Below are 12,401 nucleotides of genomic sequence, written 5' to 3' on the forward strand. Positions count from 1 at the left end.
TCTTCAAGCCTTCATCCACGGCAGATCGCCGGCAGCCGCCGTCCAAATGGCGTCGGTGTGGTCGCTGTTGTTGGCCTTGACGCTCGGGTAGCCATAGGCGCCGTTGTTCGTCGAGTACTCGCCGGCCGGAACGCCCATGGCGCGAAGCACCATGCCCATCCACTGGTTGTAGACCAGGCCGCCCCACCAGCGCGGCGTGCTGGGGTTGATCGACCAGGTGAAAGAGTTGGGGTCGCGGAAGTCCAGCGACAGGCCCGTCTTGAAATAGCCACCGGCGTTGCCGAACGTGACGATGGGGATGCAGCGGTTGTGGTGGTTGCCCGGGCTGCCGCCCGAACCCATCTCATGGCCGCTGGCCACGAGACCCTTGTCCAGCAAGGTCAGGCCGTCGGCCGTCTTGACCGCGTCCATCTTGCGGGCGAGGTCGAGCTGCGCGCCTTCGAACTGGCGCTGCACCGCAGCGCTGTAGCCGGCACGTGCGGCCGCGGTGGCCTCGATCTGGTGCGCAAAGTCGTTATGCCAGGTGTGCTCGGGAACGGTGCCGAACGTGTAGGAGGTGGGACCGCAGACGTACACACGGCTGATACCGGCGGTAAAAGCGGCCACGACGATGTCATTCCACAGCTTCTCGCAGGCCACCTGGTTTTCGGGCTTGCCGTAGAAGCCTTCGGCGGCTTCGATCGACTGAGTGTCAGACGTCGGCCGGGCGAACGAGCTGTTGACGGTCTGCTGAACCTTGCCCTGCACTTCCGACAGCATGGTCAGGTACTCGTCCAGCCGGGTGCGGCAATCAGCCGAGCAGCGAGCGTCCGCCTTCACGAGCGCGGCATGCTCCTTGACGCTGTCGACCAGCACCGTTTGAGTCGACGCGGACGAGCCGGTCGAAGGCGTGGTCGAGGTCTTGAACAGGCGGTCGAACAGCTTGACGTTGCTCTCGGCGGTCTGCTCGGTCTGCACGATACCGGTGGACGTCTTGGACAACGACACCAGGTTGCGCACGATGGCCGGCTGCAGCGGTTTGTTCGGGTAGAACGATTTCGATGCGGCCATGATCTGGTCGATCGTCGGGTTGGCAGAGTCGCCACCCAGCGTGCCGCCACGGTTGTGGCCCACACCCACGCCGAAGTCCAGACCGTTGATGACATTCATCAGGCCGAACATGCGCGACGTGAGGGCCGAGCTCTCAGCCTGCAGGATTTCGCTCAACACAACCTTGCTGCCGCTGGTCGTGTAGGGCAGAGCGGCGCTGCCGACGGTGTAGCCGCCGTACGTCATCGTCTGCGTGGGCTTGAGGTCCAGCAGCGTGCCGTAGAACTGCGCCTGCAGCACGGCGTGCCAGGTGGTCATGTGCGCGAAGTAGCGCTCCTGGGAAGCGGCCGCCATGGTCTGGGCTTCCACCTCGCGGGGCAGCAGCGACGGCAGCAGCGGCATCGCCACCAGGGCACCGCCCGTACCCATCAGGAACTGGCGGCGGGAAACGCGGTCGAATACGGGTTTCATTAGGGCCTCTGGATGGACTTGAATTCATCGCGCGTCACGATCGACGCAAACAGACTGCGCAGGTTGGCGCCGTTGGCGGCCTGGCTGCGGGTCGACTCGATCACTTCAGCGTCGCTGTCGACGTTGGCGCGACCGAAGGAGTAGCGGAAGTAGTTGCGGGCGAAGCAGCGCTCGACTTCACCGCTCTCCAGCACATATTGCTGGGCTTGAGCGACCGTCGAGATCGAACGCTCCTGCATGGAATCCAGCTTCACGACGACCGAGGTGTCGAGCGGCTTTTCTCCGAGCGTCTGGCCAGCGTCATCGCGAACGACCTCGCTGCGGCGCACGCGGCCCAGCGCATCGAAGCCTTCGTGCACAAAGCCCCAGGGGTTGATGATGCCGGCGTGGCAGGTGATGCAAGCCGTGCCCTTCATCTCGGTGATGCGTTCGGTGCGCTGGCGGGTGGTCAACACGCCCGACAGATCGGCGGCAGCATTGGTCTGGTTCATCGCCGGCGCCGGCAGGGCCTGGCAGGTCAGCGCGCGCAGCAAGCGGGTACCGCGCTGGATGGGCAGCGTGGTGTCGGACGAGCCGTTCACCAGCACGGCCACGCGCGTCATCAGGCCCACGCGCTCCGCCTCAGTGAACAGCGGTGGCGCCGACTTGCCGTCCCACACCGGGGTGTTGTAGAGGGCGGCGATGTCGGCGGTGCGTGCGAAGGAGTGACGGTCCGTCATCACCTGCTGCAGCGAGCCATTGCGGCCGGCCACATAGGAGACCATGTCCAGCAGCTCCGTGATCGCGGCGTCACGCGTGGTGGCCAGCGGCTTGAAGTTGCCAGCGAAGGCGTCGAACTTCGCATTACCGACGCGACCATTCATCGGCGTCAGGTCGTCGAGCTCCAGCCATTGGCGGAAGAAGCTGCGCAGGCCGTTGTCGGCACGAGCGTCAGCCATCAGGCGGGCCACCTGCTTGGCGTAGACGGACGGCTGCAGCAGCGCGCCGCTGTCGGCGTCGGCGCGCAGCGCGGCATCGGGGATGGTGTCCCACAGGTGCAGCGACAGACGGCTGGCCAGCTCATGTGCGCTCAGCGACACGCAGCTTGCGCTGGTGTCGCTGGAAGCCAGGCCGCGTTCGACGACGAAGTAGGACTGCGGCGACGCGATCATCGTCGCCAGCACCTTGGTGACGGCGGCCTTGTCGGTCGCGCCACCGGCGGCCTTGGTGTAGACCGCCACTTCGGCGTCGGTCAACGGCTGGCGGAACAGGATGCGGCCGGCCTTGCGGACGAAGGCGTCCAGGCAGCTGGCGCCCGTGCAGTTGCCGACGATGGTGGCGGCACGCGCATCGGTGCTGGCCATGTCGGCAGCCAGCGACTGAGCCACGCTGTAGATGCTCGACACCTGGCGGCTGGCCACGGTCGGGTCCAGGCGGTAGTAACCCTGGTGGCGCGCGCTCTCGGGGTTGACCGACGCGTCCAGCGGGAACTGGGCCGTGTCGATGGCGAGCGTCTGGATGCGTGCTGGCAGCGCGGTGTCGGTGATGAGCGCACCGGACCAATCGGTCAGCGCGTTCACGAACTGAGCGCGCGTCAGGCGGCGCGGGAAGGAAGCGCTGTAGCAGCCGGGCGACGGCGCCGAGCCCGTGGCCGCCGTAGCGGTGCGGAGCGTGCCGTGGGGGTCGGCCGGGATGGTGCTGAGCGGCTTGCTGCTGCCGCCCACGCCTGCCCCCTTGGAGGTGGCTGCTGCGGTATTGGAAGCGCTGTCATCACCTCCGCAAGCCGACAGCAAGGCGCTGCAGGCGGCGGTCAGCAGAAATGGGGTAATTCGTCGCATAAGCGATGTACCTGCCTGGGCGAGTGACGAACGCGGTGGTTGGTATCTCATCGTGGATCTTCCGTAGAACCTCGTCGGTAGGGTTCACATGATCCGCAGTCCTGCAGAGGCGCTGTATCTGCAGGTATCCCTCCCGGGCCCCTCATGCCACCGATTCACGGGGTTACTGATAACGCTGTCGCCCCTTTAGCCATCGGCATTCCGGTACTTTTTCTCGCTTGGAATCGTCACGCAGGCGGCTCCGAAACAGGCTGTACGTTTGTTCACATTCGGACGTCCCGTTGAAACGGTGTCGTGCAGACACCCCACACCACGCCTCAGCACGGTGCCGCGCACCAATGGTGGGCAAATAGGCATCAAGGCGCCCGCGCCAAGACAATCGGGGCTCACCTGACGGCGCCTGATTGCGCCACCGCCGCGGCTCAGGCCAACGCCCCACGCACCACCGCAACCCCATGAACAGGCGCTTGACGCCAAGCCAGCCATGCCGGCCACAACATCAACGCGCCGCTGACTGCAGCCGCGTCCGATTTGGTGCGCCGACAGGAACACCGCCAGAGCGCCAGGCTTTGCCCCACATCAAGCACAAGCTTTCGGGCCCAACCCGAGGAACGCTGCCCTCCACTACCATCCAGCCCCTGAACTTGGGGATTGAACAATGCCTTGCCTGACTTTTTTGGGAGCGCGCGCGTGGGCGTGAAGCTGCTTGTCGGTTTGGTCTGGCTGCTGAGCTGGCTGCCGTTTCGCGTCGTCACGGTGCTGGGATGGCTGATCGGCCAGGTGATTGCTGCCCTGCCGACGTCGCGGCGCCATATCGGCGAGGTCAATCTCCGGCTGGTGCTGCCCGACTGGTCGCCCGCCGCGCGCCAACGCCTGCTGCGCCAGCACTTCGTCGCCATGATCCAGATGCTGCTGGAGTACGGCTACTGCTGGTTCGCGTCGCGCGACCGGCTGAAGGCGCTGGTGCGCATCGAAGGGCTGGAGCACTTGCGCGCACTCGACGGCCGCAACGCGATCCTGATGGCGCCGCATTTCACCGGCCTCGACCTGGCCGGCCTGCGGGTGTCGCTAGAAACACCCGTGGTCAGCATCTACTCCGTCCAGAAAGATCCGTGGCTGGATGCCTTCTTCCGCGCCAAGCGGCTGCGCTTCGGCACCGGCATCATCTTCGCGCGCCGACAAGGCACCCGACCCACGTTGCGCGCGCTCAAGGACGGATACCGCCTCTACTATCTACCGGATCAGGATTTCGGCCACCGGGACTCCGTCTTCGTGCCCTTCTTCGGCGTGCCGGCCGCCACCATCGGCGGGCTGTCGCGCATGGCCGCCGCCACCCAGGCCGCCGTGCTGCCCTGCTACCCCCGCCGTGAAGCGGATGGCTACACCCTGGTCATCGAGCCGGCCCTCACCGACTTTCCCAGCAACGACCTGGTCGCCGACGCGACACGCATGAACGCCGTCATCGAAGCCCAGGCCCGCCGACAATTGCACCAGTACTTCTGGCTTCACAAGCGCTTCAAGTCGCGCCCGCCCGGCGAGCCCGACTTCTACGGCAAATGACCCACGACATTCCCTATATCAAGCTCGCCATCGTCGGCGCCTTCGTCGCGAGCACTGTCTACGTGCACTTCCGCGGCCGCGTGCGGCTGCGCTTCTTCCGCCAGTTGATGGATCACTCCACCTTCATGGCGCCCATCAACTGCCTGATGTACATGTTCTCGCGCCTGCCGGCCAAGCCCTACCTGCCGGTGGAGAGCTTCCCAGAGCTGAAGCTGCTGCAGGAGCACTGGCAGGACATCCGTGCCGAGGCCTTTCAACTTGCCCAAGCCGGTGAGATCAAGAAGTCCGACAAGTACAACGACGCCGGCTTCAACAGCTTCTTCAAGACGGGCTGGACGCGCTTTCACTTGAAGTGGTACGACGAAGCCCATGCATCGGCCCGCGCGCTGTGCCCGGTGACGACGGAGCTGCTGCAGCGCATCCCGAGCGTGAAGGCGGCCATGTTCGCCGCCCTGCCCCCTGGCGGCCGCCTGGTCACGCACCGCGACCCCTTCGCCGGCTCGGTGCGCTACCACCTGGGCCTGGTCACGCCCAACGCCGCGAGCTGCTACATCTCGGTCGACGGCGAGCGCTACTTCTGGCGTGACGGCGAAGGCGTCATCTTCGACGAGACCTATCTGCACTATGCCGAGAACCAGTCCGACCAGATGCGCATCATTCTGTTCTGCGACGTCGAGCGGCCGCTGAACAACCGGGTGGCAACGTGGTTCAACCACTTCATCAGCCACACGCTGATCCGCGCGGCCTCGGCGCCCAACTCCGACACCGACCGCACCGGCGGCATCAACAAGCTGTTCGCCTACGTGCAGCAGCTGCGACTGTTCGGCAAGCGCATCAAGGCCAGGAGCCGCTTTGCCTACTACGCGCTGCAGTGGATCATCTTCGGCGGCTTGCTGGTCTGGTGGCTGTTCGGCTGACGCCCCATACCCACGCAGCCTTCGCCCCAAGCGCGGCGAGCGCTCAGCACTACTCCCGTTAGGGATCGGGCGAGCGGCTTCTTCAGGGTTACGCTGCGCGCCGTTCTTCAACCCCTCAGAGGAATGGGCTGCACGATGAACTTCAGAGCACGCTGGGCAGGGCTGGTCGCCGCAGGCGCGGTCGCAATCGGAATTTGCGACCTCGCCACATCGGCACCGGCCACATCGGCACCACAGCAGCTGGCCTGGATCACTTCCTGGGCGGCTGCACCGGATTCGCCAGGCCCCGCCCTGCGCCCCCAGACCATGCGCCAGACCTTGCGCGTGAGCCTGGGCGGCCATGCGCTGAGGTTGCGCATCTCGAACGAATACGGCGACCGGCCGCTGCAGGTGGATGCCGCGTCCGTCGCCCTGCCAAGCCACGGCGCAGACATCGTCGCCGGCAGCGCCAAACCGTTGACCGTGCGGGGCCAGCAGCACTTCGTCGTCGGCGTGGGCGAGTCCGTGCTGACCGACGCGCTACCACTCCAATTGGCGGCACGGCAGGCACTGAGCGTGAGCCTCTATTTCTCGCGCGGCACGGGCATCAGCACCATCCACTCCACCGGCATGCAGAACGCCTACACACAGTGGCGTCGTGACGGCACCCGCGCCGCCGCCCTGCACGTCGACGAGAAGGACGACAGCCGCTACTTCGTCACCGATGTCGACGTGCTGACCGACGCGCACGCACAGGCCGTGGTGGCCGTGGGCGACTCCACCACCGACGGTGTGGGCATCGCGCTCGACAGCGACACCCGCTGGACCGACCAGCTCGCCCAGCGGCTGCAGCAGGAACCCGGCCTTCGCGACGTCGCCATCGTCAACGCCGGCATGAGCGGCAACCGCATCCTCAACGATGCGCGTGATCCCTTCCTGGGCCCACGCACACTCAAGCGCTTCGAACGCGACGCACTGTCCAAGCCCGGTGTGAAATGGATCGTGCTGCTGCAAGGCATCAACGACATCACGGCCAGTGGCATGTTCGCCGACGAGCCCGCCCAGCGCGTCACGGCCGCGCGGCTCATCGCGGCGATGCAGCAGCTCGTCGAGCGCGCGCACTCGCGCGGCGTGCGCGTGATGGGCGCCACGCTGCTGCCGCGCGAAGGCGCGCAGGGCGCGCGTGCGCACACACCCGCGGGCGAGGCGCTCCGCCAGGAGCTGAACGCCTGGATCCGAGACGGCGGGGGCTTCGATGCGGTGGTGGACTTCGACCGCGTGCTGCGCGACCCCGAGCGACCGGATCGGCAGCGCCCCGAGCTCAACAGCGGCGACTTCTCGCATCCCAACGCGGCCGGCTACGCCGCCATGGCGCAGGCCATCGACCTGCAGCACTTCAAGCATTGACCGACGACCCGGCGGTGCGGGGCCATCCCGCGCCGGCTGCGGGTTTGCCCGCCCGTGACGAACGATCGGCCAAGGCTGGCTTGGTTAGCATCGAAGGTTTTGGCCTCCACCAACACCTCAAATGCCTCGTCTGAACGTCGCTCCTGCCCTGCTGCTGGCCGCCGCGCTCGCCGCCAACGCCCAGGAAGCGCCCAAACCCGCGTCCGCGCCCGCATGGAACGTCAACACGCCACCTGGCGTCGCCAAGACGGCCAGCATCGACGTGAAGACCGGCACCTGGATGAGCGTGGACGTCAGCCCCGATGGCAAGACGCTGGTCTTTGACCTGCTGGGCGACCTCTACACGTTGCCCATCGCTGGCGGTGAAGCCAAGGCGCTGACCCACTCCATCGCGTGGGAGCAGCAGGCGCGCTTCTCGCCCGACGGCAAACAGATCGCCTTCCTGAGCGATGCCGGCGGTGGCGACAACCTGTGGGTCATGAACGTGGACGGCAGCGAAGCGCGCGCCGTGACGAAGGAAGACTTCCGGCTGCTGAACAACCCCGTCTGGCACCCCAGCGGCAAGTACCTGCTGGCCCGCAAGCACTACACCGGCACGCGCAGCGCCGGCTCGGGCGAGATCTGGCTGTTCGCCGTGGACGCCGACGCCGCCAAGAACAAGGGCGTGCAGCTCAACGAGAAGCCCAACTGGCAGAAAGACCTGGGCGAGCCGGCCATCTCGCCCGACGGCAAATACCTGTACTACAGCCAGGACACGACACCCGGCCGCACCTTCGAATACAACAAGGACGGCAACGGCGAGATCTACAAGATCTTCCGGCAAGACCTGGCCGACGGCTCCGTCGAGCCCTTCGTGCAGGGCGCGGGCGGCGCTGTGCGGCCCACGCCGTCGCCCGACGGCAAATACCTGGCCTTCGTGCGCCGCGTTCGCAACCAGAGCACGCTGTTCCTGAAGGATCTGGCCACCGGCGTGGAGCGCCCGGCCTGGAGCGGGCTGTCGCGCGACCTGCAGGAGATCTGGGCGATGTGGGGCGTGTACCCCAGCTTCGCCTGGCTGCCGGGCAGCAAGGAACTCGTCGTCTGGGCCGAGGGCAAGATCTGGCGCGTGGACCCATTCAAGGGCAGTGCCGCCGAGATTCCCTTCCATGTGAAAGACACGCGCGAACTGCGCGAGCCCATGCGCTTCGCGCAGACGGTGGCGCCGGACAAGTTCGCTGTGCACCAGTTGCGCGGAGCGCAGGTCTCGCCGGACGGCAAACGCGTTGTCTACTCGGCACTGGGCTCGCTGTACGTGAAGGACTTGGCCGGCGGCACGCCGCGCCGGCTGACGAAGCAGGCCGAGGCGTTCGAGTTCGCGCCGAGCTGGTCACGCGACGGCCGCAGCCTCGTGTACGCCACCTGGCGTGACGACACGCAGGGCAGCATCCGCCGCCTGGATGTGGCCAGCGGCCGGGACACGCTCGTCGTCAAGGAACCCGGCAAATACCTGGAGCCGCGGCTGTCGCCGGACGGCAAGCTGGTCGTCTACCGCAAGGTCAGGGGCGGCGGGCTGACCAGCCCCTGGCACAGCCTCGACACGGGCCTCTACACCGCCGCCGCCGACGGCTCCGGCCAGCCCGAGCGCATCAGCAAGGAAGGCAGCGCGCCGCAGTTCGGCCTGCGCAGCGATGAACTCTTCTTCACGAAGACCAGCAGCACCAGCGAGGTCGAGCAGCGCTTCTCGCTGATGCGCCTGAACCTGCGCGACCGCAGCGAGACCGAAGTCGCGCGCAGCGACGCCGCCAGCGAATACAGCGTGTCGCCCGACGGGCAATGGCTGGGCTTCGTCGAGCGCTACCACGCCTACGTCACGCCGCTGCCGCAGGTGCAGGGCCAGGCCGGCAAGACCCTCACCGTCGGCGCCAAGATGGACGCCCTGCCGGTGCGCCAGCTCGACGTCAACGCCGGCTCCGCGCTGCACTGGAGCGGCGACGGCCAGCGCCTGCACTTCACGCTGGGCGATGAACTGTTCACGGCGTCGGCCGCCGGCAAGGACAAGGCCACCAGCCAGAAGATCGGCTTCGAGCAGGCCAGCGACAAGCCTGCCGGCAAGATCGCACTGACCGGCGCACGCATCGTGACGATGAAGGGTGCGGGCGAGGAAGGCGTCATCGAAGGCGGCACTGTCGTCGTCGACGGCAACCGCATCGTGGCGGTGGGCAAGGACATCGCCATCCCGGCCGACGCCAAGCGCATCGACGCCAGCGGCAAGACCATCGTGCCCGGCTTCATCGACGCCCACTGGCACGGCGCAATGAACGACTCGGGCCTCATCCCGCAGCAGAGCTGGGTCAACCTCGCCTCGCTGGCCTTCGGCGTGACGACGCTGCACGACCCCAGCAACCTCAGCAGCGCCATCTTCACGCAGGCCGAGATGCAGCGCGCCGGCCTCGTGCTGGGCCCGCGCATCTACTCGACCGGCACCATCCTCTACGGCGCCCGCACGCCCTTCTATTCCAACGTCAACAACCTCGACGACGCGCTGACCCACCTCAACCGCCAGAAGGCCGAGGGTGCCATCAGCGTCAAGAGCTACCAGCAGCCGCGCCGCGAACAGCGCCAACAGGTGCTGGAGGCCGCACGCCAGACCGGCATGATGGTCGTGCCCGAAGGCGGCGCGCTGTTCCAGAACAACATGACCATGGTGGTCGACGGCCACACGACCGTGGAGCACGCGCTACCCATCGCCGAGGTCTGGGACGACGTCAAGCAACTGTGGGGTCAGACGGCCGTCGGCTACACGCCCACGCTGAACGTCGGCTACGGCGGCCTGGACGGCGAGCACTACTGGTACGCGCGCACCGAGGTCTGGAAGCACCCGCTGCTCAGCCGCTATGTGCCGCGCACCGTGCTGGAGCCGCGCTCGGTGCGCCGCGAGACGGCCCCCGAGGAAGACTTCAACATCATCCGCGTCGCGCGCACCGCCACCCAGCTCTCGCGCGCCGGCGTCAACACGATGATCGGCGCCCACGGCCAACGCGAGGGCCTGGGCACGCACTGGGAGATGTGGATGTTCGTGCTGGGCGGCATGACGCCGATGGAGGCGCTGCGCACCGCCACCATCAACCCGGCGCGCAACTTCGGCTTCGACAAGGATCTCGGCTCCATCGAGCCCGGCAAGCTGGCCGACCTGGTCGTCATCGACGGCAACCCGCTGGCCGACATCCGCCAGAGCGACCGCATCGCGCAGGTCATGCAAAACGGCCGCCTGTACGACGCCGCCACGCTGAACCAGGTCGCCCCCGTGGCCAAGCCGCGCAAGCCGCTGTTCTTCGAAGGCGGCGACGGCAAGACCATGCCCATCGACCACGAGGCGCTGGAATCCGGTCACCTGGGTGATTGAGCTCGGCGTCGGCCTGCGCGCCGACGCGCATGAGCGTGGCTAGAATGCCGCCTCTGTCAGGAGAGCGCTCCGGGATTTTTGGGAGCCGCCGAAGGCGCAGGGTCTAGCGACTCGAACGCTCAGGCAAAAGGACTGACAAAACGCCGACGGTGGCAGACACTGCCGGCGTTCCTCACTGGAGAGAGGCCGGCCAATTCAGAATTGCAGCCGGCCCACCGAAGGGGCAAGCAAGTGCGGGACAGAGCCACCGCGCGAGTCAATCTCTCAGGTACCAGGGACAGCGAGGACATCCACACCCGAAATCCCCCTCGGAGCCCTCGATGTCCTCCCTGCTGCAAACGCCGCTGCACGCCCTCCATCTCGAACTCGGCGCCAAGATGGTGCCCTTCGCCGGCTACGACATGCCGGTGCAATACCCCGCCGGCGTGATGGCCGAACACAAGCACACGCGTGCGGCCGCCGGCCTGTTCGACGTGTCGCACATGGGCCAGGTGCGCCTGGTCGGCACCGACGCTGCCGCCGCACTGGAAACGCTGGTGCCGGTCGACATCGTCGATCTGGGCGTCTTCAAGCAGCGCTACGCCTTGTTCACGAACGAGCAAGGCGGCCTGCTGGACGACCTGATGGTCTGCAAGCGCCCGGACGACCTCTTCGTGGTGGTGAACGCCGGCTGCAAGACGCAGGACATCGCCCACATGCAGCAGCACATCGGCGCGCGCTGCGAGGTCATCCCCATGCCCGAACGCGCCCTGCTGGCGCTGCAGGGCCCGCAGGCCGTGACGGTGCTCAGCCGCCTGAACCCCGACGTCGCCAAGCTGACCTTCATGACCGGCGGCTTCTTCACGCTCGACGGCATCGACACCTTCCTGACCCGCTCGGGCTACACCGGTGAAGACGGCTACGAAATCTCCGTCCATCAGGACGACGCGATCGCGCTGGCCCGCAAGCTGTTGAGCCACGACGAGGTCAAGCCCATCGGCCTGGGCGCGCGCGACTCGCTGCGCCTCGAAGCCGGCCTGTGCCTGTACGGCCACGACATCGACACCACCACCACGCCCGTCGAAGCGTCCATCACCTGGGCCATCCAGAAGGTGCGCCGCGCCGGTGGCGCGCGGGCCGGCGGCTACCCCGGCGCTGCGGTCATCGACGAACAACTGGCCCAGGGCGCGCGCCGCAAGCGCGTCGGCCTGATCGGCAAGGAGCGCATGCCCGTGCGCGAGGGCGCCAAGATCGTGACGGCCGACGGCACGGTCATCGGCGTCGTCACCAGCGGCACGCTCGCACCCACCGTCAACCAGCCCGTCGCCCTCGCCTACCTGGCGACGGAGCACACCGCCGTCGGCACCGAAGTCTTCGCCGTCGTGCGCGACAAGCGCACGCCGATGGTGGTCTCCTCTACCCCTTTCACTCCCAACCGTTATTACCGAGGCTGAACGATGAGCATCAAGTACACCCCCGACCACGAATGGCTTGAAGTCCACGGCGACGGCACGGCCACGGTCGGCATCACCGTGCACGCGCAGGACGCCCTGGGCGATGTGGTCTTCGTGGACCTGCCCGAAGTGGGCAAGACCTATGCCGAGAAGGAAGTCGCCGGCGTCGTCGAATCCGTCAAGGCCGCGGCCGACGTCTACATGCCCGTGGACGGCGAGATCACCGAAGTGAACGAAGCCCTGCGCGACGACCCCGCGCTCGCCAACTCCGCCCCGCTGAAGGCCGGCTGGTTCTTCAAGGTCCGCCTGAGCAACCCCGCGCAGCTCGACGGCCTGATGGACGCCACCGCCTACGACGCGCTGCTGAAGACACTCTGATCCAGCCCCACTGATTTCTGCTCCTGAC

Annotated in this window: 8 protein-coding genes and 2 riboswitches; of the genes, 6 read left to right on the forward strand and 2 right to left on the reverse strand. The window is 67.0% G+C overall.

Going from position 1 to position 12,401, the window contains the following annotated elements:
• Positions 1-3 precede the first annotated feature (3 nt).
• Both ACG00X_RS04000 and ACG00X_RS04005 read right to left on the reverse strand, forming a co-directional pair.
• Positions 4-1,500 carry a DUF1552 domain-containing protein gene (locus tag ACG00X_RS04000; RefSeq protein WP_394486673.1) on the reverse strand — a complete coding sequence of 499 codons (1,497 nt, stop codon included), beginning with the start codon at positions 1,498-1,500 and terminating at the stop codon, positions 4-6.
• The gene (locus ACG00X_RS04005; protein ID WP_394486674.1) at positions 1,500-3,203 is read right to left on the reverse strand and encodes a DUF1592 domain-containing protein; all 1,704 of its coding nucleotides are present in this window, start codon (positions 3,201-3,203) and stop codon (positions 1,500-1,502) included. The genes ACG00X_RS04000 and ACG00X_RS04005 overlap by 1 nt, the downstream gene beginning before the upstream one ends.
• Before the next feature lie 777 nt (positions 3,204-3,980).
• Here ACG00X_RS04005 and ACG00X_RS04010 point away from each other — a divergent pair.
• The 6 genes from ACG00X_RS04010 to gcvH all read left to right on the forward strand — a co-directional run bounded on the left by ACG00X_RS04010 (position 3,981) and on the right by gcvH (position 12,373).
• Positions 3,981-4,877: an LpxL/LpxP family acyltransferase gene (locus ACG00X_RS04010; protein ID WP_394486675.1), complete on the forward strand. Its 897-nt coding sequence runs from the start codon at positions 3,981-3,983 to the stop codon at positions 4,875-4,877.
• A gap of 17 nt (positions 4,878-4,894) precedes the next feature.
• A complete protein-coding gene (locus tag ACG00X_RS04015; RefSeq protein ID WP_394486786.1) occupies positions 4,895-5,794 on the forward strand; it encodes an aspartyl/asparaginyl beta-hydroxylase domain-containing protein in 900 nt (299 codons plus the stop codon).
• Between the two features lie 306 nt (positions 5,795-6,100).
• Positions 6,101-7,180: an SGNH/GDSL hydrolase family protein gene (locus ACG00X_RS04020; protein WP_394486676.1), complete on the forward strand. Its 1,080-nt coding sequence runs from the start codon at positions 6,101-6,103 to the stop codon at positions 7,178-7,180.
• Positions 7,181-7,301: 121 nt separating this feature from the next.
• Positions 7,302-10,562 (forward strand): amidohydrolase family protein, encoded by a 3,261-nt coding sequence (locus ACG00X_RS04025; RefSeq protein ID WP_394486677.1) that lies wholly within the window; start codon positions 7,302-7,304, stop codon positions 10,560-10,562.
• A gap of 47 nt (positions 10,563-10,609) precedes the next feature.
• A riboswitch (glycine riboswitch) is annotated at positions 10,610-10,707 on the forward strand.
• A gap of 20 nt (positions 10,708-10,727) precedes the next feature.
• A riboswitch (glycine riboswitch) is annotated at positions 10,728-10,853 on the forward strand.
• Between the two features lie 29 nt (positions 10,854-10,882).
• On the forward strand, positions 10,883-11,995 hold the full coding sequence (gene gcvT, locus ACG00X_RS04030) for a glycine cleavage system aminomethyltransferase GcvT (RefSeq protein WP_394486678.1): 1,113 nt from the start codon (positions 10,883-10,885) through the stop codon (positions 11,993-11,995).
• 3 nt (positions 11,996-11,998) lie between these two features.
• Positions 11,999-12,373 carry a glycine cleavage system protein GcvH gene (gene gcvH / locus ACG00X_RS04035; protein WP_394486680.1) on the forward strand — a complete coding sequence of 125 codons (375 nt, stop codon included), beginning with the start codon at positions 11,999-12,001 and terminating at the stop codon, positions 12,371-12,373.
• Positions 12,374-12,401 lie beyond the last annotated feature (28 nt).

It is taken from the genome of Pelomonas nitida (genome assembly GCF_043555975.1).
Classification (GTDB): domain Bacteria; phylum Pseudomonadota; class Gammaproteobacteria; order Burkholderiales; family Burkholderiaceae_C; genus Pelomonas; species Pelomonas nitida.

Excerpts from the sequence above, each read along its gene's own strand:
- ACG00X_RS04000 (WP_394486673.1), bottom strand. The coding sequence starts at position 1,500 with ATGAAACCCGTATTCGACCGCGTTTCCCGCCGCCAGTTCCTGATGGGT.
- ACG00X_RS04020 (WP_394486676.1), top strand. The coding sequence starts at position 6,101 with ATGCGCCAGACCTTGCGCGTGAGCCTGGGCGGCCATGCGCTGAGGTTG.
- ACG00X_RS04025 (WP_394486677.1), top strand. The coding sequence starts at position 7,302 with ATGCCTCGTCTGAACGTCGCTCCTGCCCTGCTGCTGGCCGCCGCGCTC.
- gcvT (WP_394486678.1), top strand. The coding sequence starts at position 10,883 with ATGTCCTCCCTGCTGCAAACGCCGCTGCACGCCCTCCATCTCGAACTC.
- gcvH (WP_394486680.1), top strand. The coding sequence starts at position 11,999 with ATGAGCATCAAGTACACCCCCGACCACGAATGGCTTGAAGTCCACGGC.